Genomic DNA, 21,537 nt, shown 5'->3' with positions numbered 1-21,537 from the left:
TGCTAACAATTTGTGTTATATTACACCTAGAACAAATCAAACAACAACACCGCATCAAAAGCGGTGCAGATAAATAAGGAGGAAGAACCTATGTTATTATCCAGAAGAAACAACTTATTCGATGAATTTTTCAACGATCCATTTTTTAACGACTCTGTTCAGAACAGAACAACGCTTATGAGAACCGATATTGAAGATGACGGAACCAATTACATCATCGACGTGGAACTTCCGGGTTACAAAAAGGAGAATGTGCGTGCCGAATTAAAGGACGGCTATCTGACCATCTTTGCCGAGGCGTCAGGCTCTTCCGAAGACAGCGAGGGCAGGAACTTCCTCCGCAAAGAGCGCTACAGCGGCTCCTGCAAGAGAAGCTTCTACGTTGGATCCCAGTTACGCCAGGAAGACATAAAGGCTGCTTTCGACAACGGCATCCTGAAGCTGACCGTTCCGAAGGAAGCTCCAAAGCAGATTGAAGAAAACCACTACATCACCATTGAATAACACATATCCCCGCAGCCCCCTTTAGAATAGAAAATGAGGACAGCCCCCCGGAGCGATCCGTCTGCCGTTTCATAACGGCAGCGATTTCCGAAGGGGCTGTCCCTTTTTTATCTTGATGTCTCGATTTTCTTCTATTATCCATTCTCTGTATCCATGCCTGAAACACAGTCCGGCATTATTCCAGCAGAAATGCAGTTGCCACGTAGGCGCCGCTCTTATAAGACTTCTTTACCATCTGCGCTTCCACTTCGATCTTTAAATTCAGCCACAGCTCCTCCGCCGCGATGGACAGATGAGACAGCATGATTCCCATGCTCAAATCCCTCATCGCCACCATGGTCTGGGACGGGAGAAATTCCTTGCAGGAAAAAATATAGATTCTGTCATGGTAGACGATAAAACGCCAGGGCTGCGTATTCATGGCCGAAGGTGCCAGACGGACGGCTTTCAGGATATTCTTCACCGGCTCGCCGATCTCATCCTTAAACACGCAGAGTTCTTTTAACGGCAGACGCTTTGCCGTAGCCGGATCGCGGTACAGCAGGGATTTGGGGTATCCAAACGCAACGGCTATGGCCGCCTTCATCCCGGCCGGTTCCGCTCCGGGGATGCGGGTGCTGCCGAGGTAGCACGTTCCCAGGCCTTTTCCGGTCATATAGAGAAGGACCGGCTCCAGAACATATCCGGCATTCATCATATAGCCTTCCTTATCTTCCGAATAAAACACCAGGTAATACGGCGCTTCCACCTTCCACAAGCCCTTGACGTGAAGGTCTTTCTCTATATTCTCCTTAATCTCCATCTTTATGGAAATCTCCGGGCAGAGCGTCGCCACGCAGCCTGCAAAGGCCAGAATATCCTTTAACAGCTGCTCCGGTACCGCTTCATATTTAAATTTTCGAATGGATCTTCTCTTGAAGATCATCTGATACAGATTCATCCCTGCTCCCCTCTTTTCGCTACAGCGTCTTATATTCCTCCAGCAGTTCCTTAAATACGGCCAGAGCCTCCCTGATCGGCTGGGCTGTGGACATATCCACGCCGCAGAGCTTTAAAAGTTCGATCGGAGGCATGGAATTGCCGCCGCTTAAGAACTTGAAATAGCCTTCCAGGGCCTGTTCATCACCGGCCAGGATCCTGCTGCTGATCGCCATGGCCGCCGAGAAGCCCGTCGCATACTGATATACGTAAAATGGCGTATAGAAATGAGGGATTCTCGCCCACTCATAATCGATCTCGCTGTCGACCACCATCTCCGGTCCGAAGTATTTTACATTCAGCTCATGGTACAGCCTGCAGAGCAGCTCCGCCGTGAGCGGTTCTCCCGCCTCGCTTCTCCTGTGGGTCTCGGCCTCAAACTCCGCAAACATGGTCTGACGGAACACCGTTCCCCGGAAACTCTCCATAAAATGGTTCAGAAGATACGCCCGCTCCTTCTTATCCTCCGTCACGGCCAGCAGATAACGGTTCAGCAGCGCCTCATTGCACGTGGACGCCACTTCCGCGACGAAAATCTTGTATCCCGCATCTACGTAAGGCAGCGCCTGATCGGAAAACCAGGAGTGCAGGGAATGCCCCATCTCATGGGCCAGGGTAAACACACTGTCCAGAGTGCCGCTGTAATTGAGCAGCACATACGGGTGGGTTCCGTAGACGCCCCAGGAGTACGCGCCGCTGCGTTTTCCTTCATTCTCATAGACATCGATCCAGCGGTTGTCAAAGCCTTCCTGTAAAAGGGACAGATACTTCTCTCCCAGCGGAGCCAGGCCCTTTTTCACCATCTCCCTCGCCTCTTCATAGGGAATCCGGCTGTCGTCACGGCTGACCATGGGCGTATACAAATCGTACATGTGGATCTCATCCAGCCCCAGCACATTCTTTCTGACGGCGACATAATCATGGAGCAGTGGTAAGCCTTCCTGAATCGCCGCCACCAGATTGTCGTAGACGCTCTCGGGCACCTCGTTCTCCGCCAGATAATAGGCGCGGCTGGAGGCGTAACTTCTGGTCTTCGCATAGAAGGAGGCCTGCTTTACGTTTGCCGCGAACGTCGCAGCCAGCGTATTGGCAAACTGGCCGTAGACGCTGTACATGGACTGAAATGCTTCTTTTCTCACACGGCGGTCCCGGTTCTCCATGAGCGGAATATACGTTCCGTGGGTGACGGGAATTTCCTTTCCCTCACTGTCTGTGATGGACGGAAATTTCACATCCGCGTTATTAAACATGTTAAAAATATCGGAAGGGCTCTGGGTCGCTTCCATGGACCTTGCCAGAAGCTCTTCCATTCCTGCAGAAAGCGTGTGCGCCTTCTTCTTCATGATGATTTCAAATGTCCGGGCATACCGGCGGAGCTCCTTCTCCGTGCGGATCAATCCGTTCAGCACAGACTCATCCATGGCCAGAATCTCCGGAACAATATAAGACGAAAGTCCTGCTGCCTTATAGGAGAGCGCCTGGGCTCTTGCCGAAAAATCCTGATACTTCGCCTTTGCCGTATCCTCATCGGATTTCTCTCTTCCGTATACAAACAGCCTCTCAATCTTCAGTGAAATGTCTTCATCGAATTTCAAACACTGAAACAGCACCTCGCCGGATTCGGCCAGATGTCCTTCAAACTCCTTATAACCGGCCAGTTCTCTCTCAGTCTCGAGAAACAGCGCTTCCCAAGCTTCATCGGACGGCAGAATGTCCGCCAGGTTCCAGGTATCACAAACCGGTATCTCATCTCTCTTTTTCAAAATAATCCCTCCACTATATCCACTGGTTTTATTCTATCACCCATATTTCAAAGAAACAATCAGCAATATGGAAAATATTTGATTGAAATCACATGGTTTCTTGTACTATACTGTATACACCAGTACTGCGCAGTGCAGTGCTGATATTTCCTCCGGAAAAGAAAAGGGAGAACACCATGAAAATCATACGCACAAAACAATTAGACCTCCATCAGCTGGAAGACTTGCATGCCCTAGAAACCGCATGCCGGTCGCACGATCAGACTTCACTCACCTTTCCCACGGAAGACGGCTGTCTTTTCTTTCTATTATACGACGAAGAAACGCTCTTATCCGCATTTTCTGCAATTTTTAACGAATTTGAGACATGCAGCTGCAGCGCCTTCACGCTCCCGTCCTGCCGGAGACGCGGGCATTTTACCCGGCTGCTGGAAGAATTGCTGAAGGAGTCGGGCGAATGCGATCTCCTCTTCCTGGCCGATGATTCCTGCGCCGACGCGAAGCATACGCTGGACGCCATCGGGGCGGAGCTATTAAACCAGGAACACATGATGGAGCTGCGCCTACCCGCGCCGTCTCCCGGCCTGGACAGCCGGGCGGTCAAATTCTCCCCCGCACTCAGCCCCCGGGATGAGGACACGCTCTATACCATCCACGTTAATGATCAGCCTGCCGGCTCCTTCCACCTCATTTTTCAAAATGAAACCGTTTACTTCTATGGTCTCGAGATTCAGGAATCCCTGCGGAATCAGGGAATCGGAACCCGTGCCGCCGCCGCGCTCATTGAGGAATTAAACCGGTCGGCCAGGCCGCAGCCGGAGGACCTTCCGGTCAGCCGCGTCCTGCTTCAGGTATCCGGGGACAACGAACCGGCGCTTGCACTTTATCGGAAACTGGGCTTTGCTTTTACAGAGACCCTGTCGTATTACGTGTATTAACGGATTGGAGCAGCGATAAACGGGAGCCGGCGCAGGACAGATGTCTGTTCCTGCACCGGCTCCCGCCAGCTTCTCTATACTTCACGTATCATACAATACTGCTTCAAATCAAAATGCTTCTCCACCACCCCGAACACCTTAAATCCAAAGTGCTGGTAAAACGCCACATTCTTTTCATTGTGCGTCTCCAGTGAGATCATCTGCCTGTGGCGGTCCGCGTAATCGATCGCCTCATTTAAAAGCAGAGCCGAGATTCCGTGGTGCTGCATCCTGGGCCTCACGGCCAGATAAATGATATGTAACCGCTCCTCCTGGTGGAGCTGGTCCGTCCATTTGGAATTTAAATAGTCCCGTCCCATGGCAAAATTCCAGAACGTCTTCAGTGATGGGTCCTCCTTGATCAGATACCCGTCTGTCCGCAGCGTCGCGGCCGCCTCTGTCAGATAGTAATGCACCGGATTATAGGGCTCCGATTCGTCATCCACTACAATGATTCCATTAATTTCCGGGCTGTCCGCGTAGATTTCACACGTCTCAAAGAATTCCTCCATATCGCATTCAAACAGCTCCGGCATCAGCCGTTTCCTCGTGTCTTCATCAGGGATCAGCTTGCAGTACAGAGGGTCCCTGGCAAAACATGCTGTCAGCAGCTCCTTAAGCTTCTCCACATCTTCTCTTTTCACTCGGTACAATCGGTCACTTTCCATGATTCGTTCTCTGTTATCTCCTTTAATTTCTGTATCATTTTTTCTATTGCGTGGTTCATATATTCAATATCGTCCAAATAGCAGGCCAGCTGGTTCTCCTCCACCCGCTTAAGGATCAGAAGCTCTTCCGTAAAATCCTCATCCTCTTCCTCCAGCTTGCCCTTTAGAAGCTGCACCAGATGAAACAGATTTTCGTGGTGGACGATCCGGCCGGCTCCCCACTGCAGACGCCCCGCCTCCTGATTCATCACGTAATCCGTAAAATGGCGGAACACCTCCTCGTCAAACTGAAATGCATACCGGTTATTGTCGATCCCGTAGATGGCCTCCAGCGCACACCGCCCATGGCCGTTTTCCAGGCATTCGACAGCGGTCCGCACCAGCTTTAAATTTCTCCGCACAGCTTCCTGCGGAAAACAGACCTCGTCGTGCCAGTCCAGCCTTACAAAGCTGTCCTGCTCCATTTTAAAGAGCTGCATCAGGACGGCTTCCAGCTCACGGTACTGTTCCCGGTATTTCCAGGGCTGCTCCTGATTCCGGCACTTCTCATTAATCCGGCGCACCTGCTCATAAACCGCTTTTCCCAGCCGGGCCGCCTCTTCCGTCAGCTCCTTCAGCCGTTCTCCGCCGGCTCCGGTCTTCTCCGAATAGTCGAGATCCAGGCTGTCCTTAAGCGCCAGAAACAGCCTCTCAAAATTAAGGGGCGCTACCGCCGTCCGGTCGAATGCCATGACCAGACATCCATACAGCTCATGATGAAACCGGTATACCGCCTCGTCGTAATAGTCGTCATTGTCAAACTGCGTATGGTAGTGGGTCTCCATAAACTGGCCCGACGTGAAATCGTTGACCATGGATGGAATGCCCGAGATCGCCATGGAGAAATCGTCCGACATGGTCTCGACGGGACAGAGCACAGCCACGCCTTCCGGATACACGTCCTTTCCCACACCGGTGCCCCCGAGCAGGGACTCCAGAAAATCCGCATACTCGTACACCGTGCGTATGGCGTCCTTTTTTCCATGTGCGTGAGCCGGCAGTTCAAAATTAAAATCTGCCGCCACCTTCCCCCGCCATTCCGGATGGACGACGGAAACCTGCTGCCACGCACCGGTTGACCAGTCGTATTTCGAATCCGCCATCCCCCACTCCTCAGCCGCCATGGCGCAGAAGACAATGGTTTTTTCCGGGCGGTATCCGCTCTGTATGAGAGCCCTGCCGATTCCCAGCATCAGGGCCACCGCCGCGTTGTCATCCTGAAACCCCGAAAAATAGGAGTCGTAATGGGCCGACAGCAGAATCATGGATTCCCGGTCCCGTCCCGGTATCTCCCCCACAATGTTGTAGGAGACCGCCCCCGTCTTAACCGTCGAATCCGCGCAGAACCAGACCTTCTTTTCGTCCGTACCGGCCATGCTTTCCTTCAGTGCGCGCGCATCCGCCCGTGACATGGAAAATGCAGGCGCATCGGCCGGGCCTCCGATATCCTGGGCATTTAAGGCGGTATCATCCACCTCCCCGTAGCCGCCGCCCTGAACGGCGATTAAGGCCGCCGCGCCCCGAATATGGGCCTCATACACGGGAAAATTAATCCACCACTCCTCCCTCTGGTTGATCTCTGCCAAAACCAGCTTGCCGGAGACATCGGCGCCCTCGTAATCCGCCGCCGTCCCCTTACCGCCGCAGACGATGGTGAACTCCTCGAATCCATCGGTGTGAAAATCCGTCTGATACGCCCCCAGCTGACACTCCTTCAGCTGACCGGAGGCGTCGTAAAATCTTAAGATGGCCTGTTTAAACTCCCAGGAATCCAGTGAGATTTCATCCTTTCTCACGCGTTCCAGCCCGATGGCCTCCATCTCCCGCCGAATCATCTCCCCGGTCTCCCATTCCGCCCTGGAACCGGCCGTCCGGTATCCCAGCGCCTCGTTGCACTTATACTGCTCCATCCGCTTTGCCAGATGGAAGGAGTAATCCACGTCAACGGCCCTTATGTATGCCTCTTCTTCCTTCAATTCGCATTCGCCCTCTTCTTTATGCAAAAAGCCGGCTCAGAAAGTATTATTTTCTTAAGCCGGCTTCTCATTTCAATATTATTCTTCCCAGTTGTGATAGGTGGCCTGAACGTCGTCATCCTCGTCCAGAAGATCGAGAGTCCGGTTCATCTTTTTGATCGCGTCCTCATCGGTCAGTTCTACCCAGGTCTGCGGGATCATGGTTACGTCGGCCTCTGCCATCGGAATTCCGGCCGCTTCCAGCGCTTCACGCACCGCGCTGAAATCTTCCGGCGCCGTGATTACCTCGTAGCTGTCTTCCTCCTCGGAGAAATCCTCGGCTCCCGCATCCAGAGCCATCATCATCAGTTCATCCGGGTCCATCTCACACTCTTCCTTGTCAATGATGATCTGGCCCTTTTTATCGAACATATAAGATACACAGCCTGGCGTTCCTACGTTTCCGCCGCCCTTGGTAAAGGCGCTTCTCACATTGGCTGCCGTCCTGTTTTTGTTGTCGGTTAAGGTGTCAACAATAATCGCTACCCCGTTCGGACCATATCCTTCATATGTAATGGTCTCATAATTCACAGCATTAGCGTCGCCGGCCGCCTTCTTGATTCCACGGTCAATCGTATCGTTCGGCATATTGTTGGCTTTGGCTTTTGCAATGACATCGCGCAGCTTGCTGTTATTCACAGGGTCCGGTCCGCCTTCTTTCACTGCCACTGCAAGTTCTCTTCCGATCACGGTGAAAACTTTGCCTTTTGCAGCATCATTTCTCTCTTTTTTGTGTTTGATATTTGCGAACTTTGAATGTCCTGACATTGTTATAACACTCCTTTTCCTTTATCTTCTTCGTCCTGAAAATATTCTAAAAATCAGCATCTTTTCCATTTTAACACCATTCTGTTAATCTGGCAAGGAATTTTCGCTCTCCACCGGGCTTTCCCCGCCATTTTCCGGCCCTGACGGGGTATCCGGCGGAGGAGCGAGCCTCTGTATGCGGATGGTGTGAATCATCTTGTTCTCCACCTGGAGAATCTTGAATCCGTACCCCTGGTATTCCACCTCTGTCTGCTCGCCTTCCTGCGGAATGCGGTCCAGCCTCGAGATGAGGAACCCGTTGATGGTGTCATAGGAGTCGTAATCGTCCTCCTCAAATTCGATATCCAGGGTCTTGGCCACCTCGTCTAAGGGGGTCATGCCGCTGACAATATAGGAGCCGTCCTCCGACTCGGCAATAAATTCTTCATCCACGTCGTATTCATCCATGATGCTGCCGACGATCTCTTCCAGAATGTCCTCCATGGTGACGATACCGGCCGTCTGCCCGTATTCATCGACCACGATAACCATGTGAATCTTCTGGGACTGCATCTCCTTGAAGAGAGAATCGATGTTTCTCGTCTCCGGAATGAAATGGGCCTCCCGCAGAAGTCCCTCGATCTCACAGATCGGAACCGACGCGTTACCGCCGTTTTCCGCGGCAATGAGCGCATCTTTCATATGGAGGATGCCGGTAATGTCGTCAATATCCTTTTCGTAAACCGGGTACCTGGAGTTATAGCCTTCCTTCAGGATGAAATTCACCGCCTCCTTTAAGGTCATGGAACCGTCCAGGGCAACCAGGTTCTTCCGGTGCGTCATGATGTCGCCGGCGTCCTTGTCGTCCAGTTCGAAAATATTGGTGATCATCTCCGCCTCTCTGGCCTCTAAGACGCCCTGCTCGTGGCCTTCATTGACCATGGACATGATGTCTTCTTCTGTCACATTTTCATTGTCCGACATCATATCGATCCCGATCAGTTTTAAAAACAGAAATGCCACAGCGTTGATGAGCCAGGTAAACGGCATTAGGGGAACCATGAAAAAGGTGACGACCGGAAGCATGTTATAGCCCCATTTCTCCGGGTTCTGGGCCGCACAGCGTTTCGGAATCACGATGCCGAAGCTGATAAGCAGCACGATCAGGAGAATGCCTACGATCAGAAGGCTTAAGATGGAAAGCCAGGGAGCGGACATGCTGGCCCGGCGGTCCAGAATAAGGGTAAGGCGGCCGCCCAGCTGCTCTAAAATAAAGGCACCGGTGATTATGCCTATGATATTGGTAGATACCTGTATCGTGTTTACAAACCGGGTAGGCCTGTTAACGATATGTAGCAGCTTTCTTGCCTTGTCACTGCCTTCTTCCATCTGATGCTCTAAGTCATTCGTGTTGACGTTTTGAATTGCAGCGCCAAATCCGTAGAATATGGCGTCTAACAGGATGAATAGTAAAAATATTGCCACGCTGGGAAGCGGGTTGCCATCGTCCATTGTCTTGTTTTACTCCTTTAATTGATTGTCATTGGTTGTTGTTTTTGGGGGACCAGTACAGCTTTGCACCAGGTGTTGGGTGTTCTTTATCCCTGCTCATAGCTATGAAAGATGATACCCTCCTCCCCCTCATTTGTCAAGTATTTACGCTTCCTTCACAGGATAAACTGTAAACTTGCAGAATTATGAAAGGCTGCTTTCGTAAATTACTTCCCGGCCGAAACCATGAGCTGAAACTGTGGGAAGTGCTCCGGCCCCGGCTCCCTGGCGGAACGAAAATCCCGAAATCTCTCTCAGCCTTATGAGGAACCACAATTCTTAATAATTCTGCAGGTTTACAAGTTTATCCTGTCTCTTTCGTATTCCTGAACTATGTATCCAGTTCCAAACTGATTTTTAACGCATAGTCCACTTTCTCCTGAAGTTCCTCATCGATATGACAAATCTTCTCTTTCAGTCTTTGCTTGTCTATGGTCCTTAATTGCTCTAACAGGATTACGGAATCTTTTATCATATCGCATCTTCTGGTATCGAGTTCGACATGAGTGGGAAGCTTTGCCTTGTTCATCCGGGACGTGATTGCTGCGCAGATGACGGTGGGGCTGTGCTTGTTTCCGATGTCGTTCTGTATGATGAGGACCGGCCGGATTCCTCCCTGCTCGGAGCCTACTACCGGTCTTAGGTCTGCATAAAAAATGTCTCCACGTCTGATTATCACTTTCTCACACTCCGTCAATTGATTTACGTCTATTATTGACCTTTTTTGACTCGTGTATTCACTTAAGTTATTCGCTCAAGTTCTTTTGCCGCATATTCTATGATATGATACGGACATGGATGACGTTATTCGTCCCTTCACTTCCTTTTCGGATTACTTTCCGAATCCTTCGTAAATATCATCAAAATAATCTTTTTTTCCGACCACTTTTCCTGCTTCTATGTAGACTCTTGGGACACGCTTGCCGATGTCGCAGAGAATTTCGTAATGGAATCCGCCGCCAATGCGCGCCAGCTCCTCTACTGTAATCTCTTCCTCTCCGTCTTTTCCGATCAGAGTGACCTCGTCGCCCTCCTCCGCCTCAGGGATATCCGTCGTATCTACCATCAGCTGATCCATACAGACACGGCCCAGGATTCTGGCGCGGCGGCCGCGGATCAGGACATCCGCCCGGCCTGACAACGCCCGGGGATAACCGTCCCCGTACCCTACCGGGATAGTCGCAATGGAGGTCTCTCTCTCTGCCGTAAAGGTGCCGCCGTAGCTGACCGGAGTTCCCGGCGCAATCGTCTTCAAATAGGTTATGGTACTCTTTAACTCCATGGCCGGTATCAAACGAACCTGCTCCTTCTCCACCTCATCCGACGGATAGAGGCCGTAAATGGAGATTCCCGCGCGGACCGCGTTAAAGTTCGCCTTCGGAAGCTCTAAAATTCCCGCACTGTTGGAACAATGCAGAACCGGAATCGTAACGCCCCGCTCAGAAAGCATGGAAACGAACGTGGCAAACAGCTCCATCTGGCGGTCCGTGGCACCTTTGTCCTTCTCATCCGCCCTTGCGAAATGAGTGAAGAGGCCCTCGATGCGGATTCCCGGAAGACGGCTGATCCGCGCTGTCTCATCCGCCGCCGCTGCAGTCACCATATAGCCGATCCGGCTCATGCCGGTATCCAGGGCGATGTGGATGGACGCCCTTTTCCCCGCCTGTACTGCCAGTTCCGACAGTCGCTCCGCGCTTTCATAGCGGAAGATGGCCGGGCGGAGATCGTACTCGATCAGCTGGCTGAAGCTGCTCTCCGGACTCACTCCGAGAATCAGGATGGGCTTCGTAATACCGTGTTTCCTCAATATGACAGCCTCCTCCGGGGTGGCCGTCGCGTATCCGCTAACGTAAGAGTCGATGGCACACGCCACCGGTACTGAGCCATGACCGTATCCATCCGCCTTTACCACGCCAATCATCTCAGTTCCTTCCTTTAGATTGGCCCTCATAGCTTCCATATTCTGTCTGATGGCGTCCAGATTTACCGTCTCATAAACTCTGCTGTATCGTTCCATTTCTCTATACTTCCTTCAGATTATTCTGTCTCATAATTTTATAATGTCTGCCAGTACTTCCGTCAGTTCCCGGGCCAGAAGGCCGTGCTCTCCCGACTGAAGCTTTACCAGATCCCCCGCCCGTCCGTGCAGGTACACGCCCATGGCCGCGGCGTCCGATTCCTCCATGCCAAGCGCCAGAAGTCCTGCGATAATTCCGGTCAGGACATCCCCCGCTCCCGCCTTCGCCATGGCGCTGTTGCCGCTGGTATTGATGTAGGTCCGCTGGTCCTTTAAGGCCGCCACCGTCACCGCGTCCTTCAGCACGCAGGTAATTCCATAACGATCCGCGTATTCCCTCGCGGTGGGGATCAGACACCCTCTGATCGCCTCTACCGAACTTCCTGCCAGCCTCGCCATCTCACCGAGATGAGGCGTCACGATGATATTCTCCGTAAAATAATTGGTCAGCTCCGGAAATGCCGCAATGGTATTGAGGCCGTCCGCATCGAGGATAATGGGGACGTAGGCATTGGCCAGCACCGTCTCCACCAGGTTTCTCGTATACGGCTCCTGGCCGATTCCGGGGCCCAGGACGATGACGCTGGCCCATTCACACTGAGCCTCCAGAAGCGTCTGGAAACGCACGGTAGGCGTCTGTGCCTCCTCCGGGTCGTAGGTGGTGATAATCGCCTCAGGAAGCGCAGTCTGCAGGATCGCCCGGTTCTCCTCCACGGTAAAGATCTTCACCAGACCGGCCCCCATCCGGTATGCCGCCATGGCGCTTAAATAGGCCGCTCCGCTCATATTTTTCGAACCCGCGGCAATCAGGACACGGCCGAAGGTTCCCTTATTGGAATATGCCGGCCGGGCTGGAATCATGCGGATATCCTCAGCTTCATAGGTAAACAGTTCCGGGCTCAGCCTCTCTAAGCTGACCGGCGGAAAACCGATATCCGCCACAACAACGGTACCGCTGTAAGCGCGTCCCGGATAGAGAAGCGTCCCCAGCTTTTCATAGCCAAAGGTCACCGTCACATCGGCCTTCAAGGCAATTCCCATGACCTCCCCCGTGTCGGAGTGAATTCCGGACGGAATATCCACAGCCACCACGTAAGCCGCTCCGCATCCGGGGAGCGTGGCCAGTAAGTCCCGGTACGTTCCGCCTACCTCTCTGGACAGCCCCACGCCGAACACGGCGTCGATAATAAGTTCGCAGCGCCCCGGTATAAAATCGCTGTACTCAATCAGATTCAGGCCCAGCCGCTCCGCAATGGCCAGCTGTTTCTTGTATTCATCCGTCCCGTTCTCCTTCGTCCCTGCCAGAATCACGGTCACGGTGTACCCCTTTAAATGGAGAAGCCTGGCGGCTGCAATCCCGTCCGCCCCATTATTCCCAGTCCCGCAGACTGCCCAGATACGGTCCTTTTTCTCCGCCTTTTTCTGCACTTCACGCACAACGGCCGCGGCCGCCTGCTCCATAAGCACCAGTGAAGGGATTCCTATGGACTGGATGGTATAGCTGTCCACTTCCTTCATCTGGCTTCCCGATACCAGATATCTCATACCCATTCGCCTTTCCGACTAAAAACTCATCCCTCAGTCTTAACGATCTGAAACTCATCTCTGCATGTTCTCTATATTATAATACAAAACTGCCGGCAGGCAAAGAAGAATTTCTCCTTTGCCTGCCGGCACTCATTTCACAAACGAAATGGATCAAAAGGCAACGGATCAAATCTTATGATTTCTTACCCGTATCTGCTTTGGCAGATTTGCCTTTTTCCCGCTCCGCCTTTTCTTCCTCTGCCTTGTCCTGCATGCTGCAAACCTTATAGGATAAGCGCATCAGGCTCTCAGAAAGGTGTACGTTCTCCACCACCACGTCATCCGGTACCACCAGATCCGTATGGGCGAAATTCCAGATTGCCTTGATTCCTGCGCTCACAAGACGGTCCGCAATCTCCGGCGCCTTGGTCTTTGGTATCGTCAAAGCTGCAATCTGAACGTCGTTATCCCTCACAAACTGCTCCAGATCATCAACACTTCTGATCTCAATCCCTCGTACGACGAGCCCGATAAGACGGGGATTAATATCGAACATTCCCTTGATCAGAAAGCCCCTCTTCTCAAAATTCGCATAATTGGCAATTGCCTGTCCCAGATTACCCGCACCGATAATCACAATATTATGCTGTCTGTCGATTCCAAGGATCTTAGCGATCTCCGTATATAAATACTTTACATTATAGCCATAGCCCTGCTGTCCAAAGCCTCCAAAATTATTCAGATCCTGGCGGATCTGAGACGCAGTAACCTTCATACGGACACTTAAGTCATTGGAGGAAATTCTTTCCACCCCATCCTCCATCAGTTCTCCAAGATACCGGTAATATCTCGGTAACCTCGCAATCACTGCTTTTGATATCTCTTTTTCTGCCACATCTTCACCTTCTTCAATAGTTTGTTTATTCCTTTTCATCCCTCTGTCTTACAGCGGCGAGGGACTTTTCGCTTGTTTTGTTAAATTAACTACTATTATACAGTCATGACAAAATAATGTCAAACAGGTTTTATTTTTCTTGCTTGGGCGTTCCTCTTAATCGCTGCAGTACACAGCCCTGCCGGCCTCTGCTTCCCGGTCTGCCGGGGCAGACCGGGAAGCAGAGGCCGGCAGGGTTGTGAACTGCAACACTCACTCCAACCAGTTGCAGTTGAAAAAAATTCCAACCTATATTATACTATTCGTGTTATTCAACATTTATTCGAGCCATTCAAGGGGAGGAACTACCATGATTTTATCATGCAGCAACATAAGCAAGGCCTTTGGAAGCACGGAAATTATCCGCCATGCTTCCTTTCATATAGAGGATCATGAAAAGGCAGCCATCGTCGGCATCAACGGCGCCGGCAAATCCACACTGTTAAAAATCATCATCGGAGAGCTGGCCGCCGATGATGGAGAGGTCGTCATTTCCAAGGGAAAGACACTGGGATACCTGGCGCAGCACCAGGAGCTGGGCGGCGATAAGTCCATTTTTGACGAGGTGCTGGAGGTAAAGCGGCCGCTGATTGAGATGGAAGCAAAAATCCGCAGACTGGAGCTTGATATGAAGCACGCCTCCGGAGATGAGCTGGAAAACATGCTTTCCGTCTACAGCCGTTTAAACCATGAGTTTGAACTTCAAAACGGTTACGCCTACCAGAGTGAGGTAACCGGTGTGTTAAAAGGTCTGGGCTTTACGGAGGAAGAATTCACGAAGCCGGTGTCGGCCCTGTCCGGAGGCCAGAAGACCAGAGTCTCCCTGGGCAAGCTTCTTTTAACAAAGCCCGATATTATTCTTCTGGACGAGCCTACCAACCATTTAGACATGAACTCCATCGCCTGGCTGGAGGGTTATTTGACCAATTACGACGGAAGCGTCATCATCGTCGCCCACGACCGGTATTTCCTCGACCGCGTCGTCACAAAGATCATCGAGATGGACAGCGGCAATCTCGCCGTATATCAGGGCAATTACACTGCGTACAGCGAAAAGCGCGCCATGATCCGGGACGCGAAGATGAAGGCTTATTTAAACCAGCAGCAGGAAATCCGCCACCAGGAGGAGGTCATTGCGAAGCTGAAATCCTTCAACAGGGAAAAATCCATCAAACGGGCGGAAAGCCGTGAAAAGATGCTGGATAAGATCGAGGTCCTGGAAAAACCGGCGGAAGTCAATGACGAGATGCGAATCCGCTTAGAGCCTAACATCATCAGCGGCAACGATGTGCTGACCATCCGTGACCTAAGCAAGGCCTTCGGCCCCAACCATCTGTTTAACCATGTGGATTTTGATATCAAACGGGGGGAACGGGTTGCCATTATCGGAGGCAATGGAACCGGAAAGACTACGATTTTAAAGATATTGAACAACCTGCTGCCTGCGGATACCGGGGAAATTCGTCTCGGTTCCAAGGTGCATATCGGCTATTACGACCAGGAACATCAGGTTCTGCACATGGAAAAGACGCTCTTTAACGAGCTTTCTGATACGTATCCCAACATGAACAACACGCAGATCCGGAACATTCTTGCCGCGTTTCTATTCACTGGAGACGATGTGTTCAAGCGGGTCAAGGACTTAAGCGGCGGGGAACGGGGACGCGTCTCTCTGGCGAAGCTGATGCTGTCCGAGGCCAATTTCCTGATCCTCGATGAGCCGACGAACCATTTGGATATCACCTCCAAGGAAATTCTGGAGGATGCGCTGAACAGCTATACGGGCACAGTTCTCTACGTGTCCCACGACCGTTACTTCATCAACAAAACGGCCACCCGCATTCTCGACCTGACGGGTCACACACTGGTCAATTACATCGGCAATTACGATTATTATCTGGAAAAGAAAGAGCTGATGACAGAGCTTTACGCCTCAGAGCCGTCTGGAAATCAGGAAAATGGAGCGGAAGGCGGTGCATCACAGACTCCCGAGGGTTCCGAAGTTAAACAGGACTGGAAGGCATTTAAAGAGGAACAGGCCAGAATCCGCAAACGGCAGAACGACTTAAAGAAGACCGAGGATGAGATTCATCAGCTGGAGACGAGGGACGGCGAAATCGACGGGCTTCTCACCCGGGAAGAAGTCTTCACCGATGTCTCCCGCCTCATGGAACTCAACAAAGAGAAAGAAGAGATTCAGACAAGGCTGGAAGAACTCTATGAAATATGGGAAACGCTTGCTGAATAGGAACAGTTCCACCCGACTCGCTGCTTGCGGGAATAAAAAGAATCCACCGGAAGACGTATCGTCTCCGATGGATTCTTTTCATTTATGGTCTCAATCCGCTTCCACCCTGAAGTGTAATTGTTTCACCCGTCACATAACTCGCGTCGTCCGATGCAAGAAATACGCAGACACGTCCGATATCCTTCTCCGGATCTGCAAATCGCTTGAGAGGAATGCTCTGAATCGTCTGGTCATACAGTTTTGGATACTCATCTTTCCACTTTTCCAGACCAGGTGTCATGGCCAGCGGGCAGACTACATTCACATTGATTCCAAACTCGCCCCACTCTGCCGCTGCCACACGGGACATACCGCGAATTCCCTCTTTGGCTGCCGCATAGGAAGACTGGCCCAGTTTGCCGAACAGGCCCGCTCCGGAGGCGAAATTGATTACGCTGCCTTTTGTCTCCTTCAAATACGGGAATGCCTCTCTCATATAGAAAAACGTCGCATACAGACCGGAATAGATCGCAAGGTCGAAATCCTCTTTCGTGTGGTCCACCAGCATTGTGCCGGACTTGGAAACCTGTGCGTTATTAACAAGACAATCCAGCTTGCCAAAACGGTCAACCGCCTGCTTTACCACGTTCTTTACTGCCGCCTCATCGCCGCCATCCGCGACTACAAACAGCGCCTCGATGCCGTAATCTGCTTCCAGATTCTCTCTTGCCTCGATCAGTGTACTCGCCGTACGTCCCGTAATAACGATATTGGCGCCCTCTTCTGCAAATGCCTTTGCAATACCATAACCGATCCCTCTCGCACCGCCGGTAATCAGTACGACTTTACCTTCCATCTTCTTCATATATGCCGCCTCCTCATTAATAATAAAAACGATTTAGATTGAACTAAGATAAGCTTTTCATTTATAAGTTTTTTCTATTTTGTTAAATAATTAACGTTCTATGGTTAGTATATACCCGTTGCCTCCAGGAGTCAAGAGTAAATAAGTATTTTTTTATCGATTGATTTGTAATGATGTCTTTTACACCGCTTCGGTTATTCGTATCCTGTTTTCTGCGTCTATTATCTCCTGTCTTCTGTCTCCCTATCCTTTCAGAAGCAATAAAAAAACAGGATTGCTCCTGCTTTTTTATCGTTCTTATTATTTTTCGTATATAGGTTTCATTCCACGCTTAGTCATTTCGCAAAGTGCCGTCTATTTTGTTGTTTCAATCCACGCTCGATCATTTCACAGAGTGCGACTACATCTTGTAGATGCGCGGCTTGACTTCATGTCAGTGGGGGAATTCTCGCTTGTTTTGTTAAAGCCGCTTACCGCGCATACAAAACCTTCCTCAAAATCTCACAGACCTGAGGCGAATCCGCTTCCATAGCGGTTCTCGTATCGTTGTCGCTTAAGTATGCCTCCACCAGCTTACCGAAATAAAACTGCATATTGTTCGTGTAATAATCGGGGACATCGACGAACTCATCCACATTCCCCTTATTCATGGCCAGATCCACAGCGAACTGGCTGTCGCTGTCAAAGCAGTCAGCCGCGTATCCGATGTATTCTCCAAAGGCCTGGGTCAATCCCTCCGGCCTGCAGAACTTAATCTTCCGGTAGCTCGTATCCAGCTTATGATATACATAGTATGTACTGCCGTCGGACTCTGGCGCGGAAAAATATTCCTTATCCGGATAATAGAGAATCTCCCATCCGTGATCCACAAAATACTTGATCCAGCCTCTCGGAATATGTTCGAGGGCTGCTGTGATCTCCTCTTTCGTCTCAGATGCCACAGATGATTCCTTGCTCTTTCCTTCTATCACGATGTCATAGCGCTTATCCCTCTGGCCGTTCTCGTCCATGTAGAACAGCCCAACATACTGATTGGCCGCCATCTGGCCATCCTCGAAGAAATAATACCGTTTCCCGTCGATCGACTTATAACCGGAAGAAGCCATCTCCCCTCTTGTGGAGAACCAGTACCAGCTTCCGTCTTCATCCTGAAACCAGCCCTTCTTCGCAGTGCCATCCGCATCAAAATTGTACCATTTCTCATCGTCATCATTATAGCACCAGCCGATTGCCAGATCTCCCGTCTCCCGGAAACAATAGTTATATCCGCCGATCTTCTGCCAGCCCACAGCCATAAGGCCATCCTTGCCAAAATGGTACCAGTAACCGCCGATCTGTTCCCAGCTGTTCTTCTTATACGTTCCGGCTTCGTCATAATATCTCCAGCCGCCGTCTTCCTGCTTCCAGGTTCCCTTTACTTCATTCCCGGAGTCTGCCTCCGACACCTGCCCGGCTGTGTTCTCTGACGTTCCGTTTGCCGAGTTTCCATTCTCTGCAGTTCCATTCTCTGCAGTTCCGTTTGCCGAGTTCCCTTTCTCCGCGGTTCCATTCTCTGCAGTTCCGCTCTCTGAAGTTGTGTTCTCTGTTTGAACGGCCCCCGCCTCATCTGCCGCGGCCGCCATGACGCTTCCGAGGCTTAAGAGCATGCTCACTGCAACCGCCGCTGCCCATCTTTTCTTCAAGAATACACACTCCTTCCCTGTCTTTTCACACGTTATCTCCCTCTGATTGTACTATAATCTGGTAAAAAAGTACAGGTTGCAAATCTGAAGTTTTTGTGAACAAATCCCAAATCCTTACCTTGAGTTTCCGAAGTTTTCTGTTATAATAAAGGGAAGTACCATCCCAAAGAAAGCGAGGTGTCCCCATGAAATGGAAACGCCCTCTGGCCATGGCCGGAGTTATATTCATACTGGCCATGTATGTTATCGCCATCGTTTCGGCTTTCTCCAAAAGTCCGTCCGCAAATAACTGGCTGATGGCCGCTATCTTCTCAACTGTCGTCATACCGGTCATATTGTATGCTTTTCAACTGGTGTACAGGCTCTTAAATCCTGAGGAAAAAGACAGAAACAACGAATAGAAAAAAGACGGCCATATCCGGATGGTTCTTTCTCGGATTTGGCCGTCTTTCATTTTCTGCCAATTAGTAAGGACAGTCTTATCTGTATATGATCTCGTCTCTACCCGGTCCATTGGAAACCATGGTGATTGGAGTCTCAATCTCTTTCTCAATATATTCAATATATTTCCGGCAGTTTTCCGGCAGGTCTTCGTACTTTTTGATACCACGGATTTCACATTTCCAGCCAGGAAGTGTCTCGTAGACCGGTTTTGCTCGCTCCAAACGGACTGTAGTCGGGAAATCCTTCGTAACCTCACCGTCAATCTCATAACCGACGCAGACGTGAAGCTCATCTAAATATCCCAGTACATCGAGAACGGTCAGGGCCACCTCTGTGGATCCCTGAATCCGGCATCCATACCGGCTCGCAACCGCGTCAAACCAGCCCATACGTCTCGGACGTCCTGTGGTAGCTCCAAACTCACCGCCGTCGCCGCCGCGTTTTCTCAGTTCATCGGCTTCCTCACCGAAGATCTCGCTGACAAATGCACCTGCTCCAACTGCACTGGAATATGCCTTCACAACGGTAGTGATATTCTTTATTTCATAAGGCGCGATTCCTGCGCCGATGGCCCCATAAGCCGCCAGTGTGGAGGAGGATGTAACCATCGGATAAATGCCGTGGTCCGGATCCTTTAAAGAGCCAAGCTGGCCTTCCAGCAGGATATTCTTTCCCTCTTTGATGGCATCATATAAGTATTTTGACACATCACAGACGTAAGGAGCCACCATATCACGATACTGAAGCATTGTCTGAAACAGCTCCTCCGGGTCGAGAACCGGCTTGTGGTATAAATGCTCCAGCATCACGTTCTTCGTCTCGCACACCTGCGCTACTTTTTCCTTTAAGGATTCACTTTCAAACAGCTCGCTGACCTGGAATCCGATCTTTGCATATTTATCTGAATAGAATGGAGCAATACCCGACTTTGTAGAGCCAAAGGACTTCTTCCCAAGACGTTCCTCTTCATACTGGTCGAACAGAATATGATACGGCATCAGAATCTGCGCGCGGTCAGAGACGAGAATGTGCGGCTTAGGAACGCCCTTGCTTACCAGCTCGTCAATTTCCTTAACCAGGAACGGGATGTTTAACGCCACGCCATTTCCAATTACGCTCGTCGTGTGGCTGTAGAAAACGCCGGACGGCAGAAGGTGGAGCGCAAACTTGCCATAGTTGTTGATGATCGTATGTCCTGCATTGCTGCCTCCCTGAAAACGGATGATAATGTCGGACTCATTCGCCAGCATGTCCGTGATTTTTCCTTTTCCCTCATCGCCCCAATTGGCGCCTACTATTGCTCTTACCATTTGTTTGTTTCCTCCTTTACTTCACTACGGTTTGCGGGGGGGCTTCGATTTTGCTTCGTTCTATCCCGCAGTGGGCTTCGATCTTGCTTCGTTCTATCCCGCAGTGGACCTCGATTCCGCTCCGCTCCATCTCGGTCACGGGCTTCGCCCTATGGAATCCGGTAAGCGGCAATCTGCTTTCATGCAAGCATGACGCAGATTGCCGCTTACCGGATTCCACACTGCTCATTGCCACCGCGTATATCATAGCTCAAAGCACATCATAAGTAAAGTCAATATTATTTATGCTTTCCATAAGTTTCAGTTATATCATTGATTTTTCCGGTTTTTCCATCAATAGTTCCAGCAGACGGCCTCCGGCGGGAGACATGGGATTTTTTCGGTCTGTGATGATGCAGAAACTCCGCTCCGGCATTCCCTGCTTAAATTCCAGTTCAAACAAATGGCCTGCTTCGATTTCCTTCTCTGCAAACTCCGACATCACGCAGCCGATTCCAAGATTCCTCATGGCAAACTGGACAATCATATCACTGGTCGCCAACTCGAATTCCGGTTCCACGACGATACCCAGCTTCTCTAAATAATCATCCATAAACCGTCTCGTACTCGTATTCTTTTCCAGAAAAATACAGGGAAGTTCTTTCAGAATACCGTATTCCAGCCTTTTCCCCTTTAAATGCTTAAACTGCTCTCCCGCCACAAAAATATTCCGGATCTTCTTTACCTCAGTGACAGAGACCTCCGGCCTCGCATCGACCGGGGAGCTGACCACGCCGAAATCAATGGTTCCATGACTTAAAAAGCCCAGTGTCTCCGGTGTGGGGCCGTTGGACACCGTTACCTTAACCTTCGGATATTTCTCGTGAAAACGCTCCAGAAACGGCAGTAAATAAAACTGAAGCGTCATATCGCTGGCTCCGATTCTAACCTCTCCCGTATCCAGATCCTGCATCCGCCTTAACATATTCTCCCCATACCAGATATCATCTAAACCCGATTTTACATAAGAATAGAGAAGCTCTCCCTCTCTCGTCAGCCTGACACCTTTGGAGGTCCTGATAAACAGCTTCGCATCGACGGAAAGCTCAAGCTGGCGGATCGCCTGGCTGACAGCCGGCTGGGAGATGCACAGCTTCTCCGCGGCCAGCGTGATGCTGCCTAACTGTCCTACATAATAAAACACCTTGTAATATTCCAGATTGCTGCTCATACCGTATCCTCCTGAAAAGAGCAGAGACTATCGATCGCCTCTGCTCTGAATCCATTCTTATTCTGCGGAAGATCACTGT

The 21,537-nt window shown here is 50.8% G+C and carries 18 protein-coding genes; 4 read left to right on the top strand and 14 right to left on the bottom strand.

All coding sequences use genetic code 11. The features are described 5' to 3' along the window. The first annotated feature begins 90 nt into the window (after positions 1–90). Positions 91–504, top strand: coding sequence for an Hsp20/alpha crystallin family protein (locus tag H8S80_RS03520; protein ID WP_002600281.1), 414 nt, complete (start codon positions 91–93; stop codon positions 502–504). Between the two features lie 175 nt (positions 505–679). Here H8S80_RS03520 and H8S80_RS03515 read toward each other — a convergent pair whose 3' ends face one another. Together H8S80_RS03515 and pepF are read right to left on the bottom strand one after the other, a co-directional pair. Continuing rightward, a complete protein-coding gene (locus H8S80_RS03515) occupies positions 680–1,444 on the bottom strand; it encodes a nitroreductase family protein (protein WP_002600282.1) in 765 nt (254 codons plus the stop codon). Positions 1,445–1,463: 19 nt separating this feature from the next. Then, positions 1,464–3,245 (bottom strand): oligoendopeptidase F, encoded by a 1,782-nt coding sequence (pepF, locus tag H8S80_RS03510; RefSeq protein ID WP_117630246.1) that lies wholly within the window; start codon positions 3,243–3,245, stop codon positions 1,464–1,466. Positions 3,246–3,421: 176 nt separating this feature from the next. Here pepF and H8S80_RS03505 point away from each other — a divergent pair, with 176 nt between their 5' ends. Beyond that, positions 3,422–4,183 (top strand): GNAT family N-acetyltransferase, encoded by a 762-nt coding sequence (locus H8S80_RS03505; RefSeq protein WP_117630245.1) that lies wholly within the window; start codon positions 3,422–3,424, stop codon positions 4,181–4,183. A 74-nt stretch (positions 4,184–4,257) separates the two neighbouring features. Here H8S80_RS03505 and H8S80_RS03500 read toward each other — a convergent pair whose 3' ends face one another. The 8 genes from H8S80_RS03500 to H8S80_RS03465 all read right to left on the bottom strand — a co-directional run bounded on the left by H8S80_RS03500 (position 4,258) and on the right by H8S80_RS03465 (position 13,681). Continuing rightward, positions 4,258–4,890, bottom strand: a complete 633-nt coding sequence (locus H8S80_RS03500) for a GNAT family N-acetyltransferase (protein ID WP_002600285.1) — start codon at positions 4,888–4,890, stop codon at positions 4,258–4,260. Next, on the bottom strand, positions 4,863–6,905 hold the full coding sequence (locus H8S80_RS03495; RefSeq protein WP_243010327.1) for a M28 family peptidase: 2,043 nt from the start codon (positions 6,903–6,905) through the stop codon (positions 4,863–4,865). Before H8S80_RS03495 ends, H8S80_RS03500 begins: the two co-directional genes overlap by 28 nt. Before the next feature lie 78 nt (positions 6,906–6,983). After that, entirely contained in the window at positions 6,984–7,712 is a 729-nt protein-coding gene (locus H8S80_RS03490) for a YebC/PmpR family DNA-binding transcriptional regulator (RefSeq protein ID WP_002600287.1), read from the bottom strand. An 84-nt stretch (positions 7,713–7,796) separates the two neighbouring features. Then, complete coding sequence (locus H8S80_RS03485; protein ID WP_117630243.1) at positions 7,797–9,203, bottom strand: hemolysin family protein; 1,407 nt, start codon at positions 9,201–9,203, stop codon at positions 7,797–7,799. A 370-nt stretch (positions 9,204–9,573) separates the two neighbouring features. Then, on the bottom strand, positions 9,574–9,921 hold the full coding sequence (locus tag H8S80_RS03480; protein ID WP_002600289.1) for a type II toxin-antitoxin system PemK/MazF family toxin: 348 nt from the start codon (positions 9,919–9,921) through the stop codon (positions 9,574–9,576). A gap of 153 nt (positions 9,922–10,074) precedes the next feature. Then, entirely contained in the window at positions 10,075–11,259 is a 1,185-nt protein-coding gene (gene alr, locus H8S80_RS03475) for an alanine racemase (protein ID WP_117630242.1), read from the bottom strand. 30 nt (positions 11,260–11,289) lie between these two features. After that, positions 11,290–12,804 (bottom strand): NAD(P)H-hydrate dehydratase, encoded by a 1,515-nt coding sequence (locus H8S80_RS03470; protein ID WP_117630241.1) that lies wholly within the window; start codon positions 12,802–12,804, stop codon positions 11,290–11,292. A 175-nt stretch (positions 12,805–12,979) separates the two neighbouring features. After that, the gene (locus H8S80_RS03465) at positions 12,980–13,681 is read right to left on the bottom strand and encodes a redox-sensing transcriptional repressor Rex (protein WP_002600292.1); all 702 of its coding nucleotides are present in this window, start codon (positions 13,679–13,681) and stop codon (positions 12,980–12,982) included. 349 nt (positions 13,682–14,030) lie between these two features. Between H8S80_RS03465 and H8S80_RS03460 the strand changes: the two genes are divergently transcribed. Then, entirely contained in the window at positions 14,031–15,968 is a 1,938-nt protein-coding gene (locus H8S80_RS03460; protein ID WP_117630240.1) for an ABC-F family ATP-binding cassette domain-containing protein, read from the top strand. 82 nt (positions 15,969–16,050) lie between these two features. Here the strand turns inward: H8S80_RS03460 and H8S80_RS03455 are convergent, their stop codons facing one another. Both H8S80_RS03455 and H8S80_RS03450 read right to left on the bottom strand, forming a co-directional pair. Beyond that, positions 16,051–16,812 carry an SDR family NAD(P)-dependent oxidoreductase gene (locus H8S80_RS03455; protein WP_002600294.1) on the bottom strand — a complete coding sequence of 254 codons (762 nt, stop codon included), beginning with the start codon at positions 16,810–16,812 and terminating at the stop codon, positions 16,051–16,053. Between the two features lie 470 nt (positions 16,813–17,282). Next, positions 17,283–18,494, bottom strand: coding sequence for a cell wall-binding protein (locus H8S80_RS03450; protein ID WP_117630239.1), 1,212 nt, complete (start codon positions 18,492–18,494; stop codon positions 17,283–17,285). A gap of 185 nt (positions 18,495–18,679) precedes the next feature. Here H8S80_RS03450 and H8S80_RS03445 point away from each other — a divergent pair, with 185 nt between their 5' ends. Further along, positions 18,680–18,895: a hypothetical protein gene (locus H8S80_RS03445; RefSeq protein ID WP_002600296.1), complete on the top strand. Its 216-nt coding sequence runs from the start codon at positions 18,680–18,682 to the stop codon at positions 18,893–18,895. 78 nt (positions 18,896–18,973) lie between these two features. On the opposite strand, the gene H8S80_RS03440 is transcribed toward H8S80_RS03445, so the two are convergent. Together H8S80_RS03440 and H8S80_RS03435 are read right to left on the bottom strand one after the other, a co-directional pair. Continuing rightward, positions 18,974–20,248, bottom strand: a complete 1,275-nt coding sequence (locus H8S80_RS03440; protein WP_002600297.1) for an adenylosuccinate synthase — start codon at positions 20,246–20,248, stop codon at positions 18,974–18,976. A 304-nt stretch (positions 20,249–20,552) separates the two neighbouring features. Continuing rightward, positions 20,553–21,458: a LysR family transcriptional regulator gene (locus H8S80_RS03435; protein ID WP_110324789.1), complete on the bottom strand. Its 906-nt coding sequence runs from the start codon at positions 21,456–21,458 to the stop codon at positions 20,553–20,555. Between the last annotated feature and the right edge of the window lie 79 nt (positions 21,459–21,537).

It is taken from the genome of Hungatella sp. L36, from assembly GCF_014288035.1.
This window is presented reverse-complemented; position numbering and strand designations above follow the sequence as displayed.

Coding starts and splice junctions, on each gene's coding strand:
- H8S80_RS03520 (WP_002600281.1), top strand. CDS start 91: ATGTTATTATCCAGAAGAAACAACTTATTCGATGAATTTTTCAACGAT.
- H8S80_RS03515 (WP_002600282.1), bottom strand. CDS start 1,444: ATGAATCTGTATCAGATGATCTTCAAGAGAAGATCCATTCGAAAATTT.
- H8S80_RS03505 (WP_117630245.1), top strand. CDS start 3,422: ATGAAAATCATACGCACAAAACAATTAGACCTCCATCAGCTGGAAGAC.
- H8S80_RS03500 (WP_002600285.1), bottom strand. CDS start 4,890: ATGGAAAGTGACCGATTGTACCGAGTGAAAAGAGAAGATGTGGAGAAG.
- H8S80_RS03490 (WP_002600287.1), bottom strand. CDS start 7,712: ATGTCAGGACATTCAAAGTTCGCAAATATCAAACACAAAAAAGAGAGA.
- H8S80_RS03485 (WP_117630243.1), bottom strand. CDS start 9,203: ATGGACGATGGCAACCCGCTTCCCAGCGTGGCAATATTTTTACTATTC.
- alr (WP_117630242.1), bottom strand. CDS start 11,259: ATGGAACGATACAGCAGAGTTTATGAGACGGTAAATCTGGACGCCATC.
- H8S80_RS03470 (WP_117630241.1), bottom strand. CDS start 12,804: ATGAGATATCTGGTATCGGGAAGCCAGATGAAGGAAGTGGACAGCTAT.
- H8S80_RS03460 (WP_117630240.1), top strand. CDS start 14,031: ATGATTTTATCATGCAGCAACATAAGCAAGGCCTTTGGAAGCACGGAA.
- H8S80_RS03455 (WP_002600294.1), bottom strand. CDS start 16,812: ATGAAGAAGATGGAAGGTAAAGTCGTACTGATTACCGGCGGTGCGAGA.
- H8S80_RS03445 (WP_002600296.1), top strand. CDS start 18,680: ATGAAATGGAAACGCCCTCTGGCCATGGCCGGAGTTATATTCATACTG.
- H8S80_RS03440 (WP_002600297.1), bottom strand. CDS start 20,248: ATGGTAAGAGCAATAGTAGGCGCCAATTGGGGCGATGAGGGAAAAGGA.
- H8S80_RS03435 (WP_110324789.1), bottom strand. CDS start 21,458: ATGAGCAGCAATCTGGAATATTACAAGGTGTTTTATTATGTAGGACAG.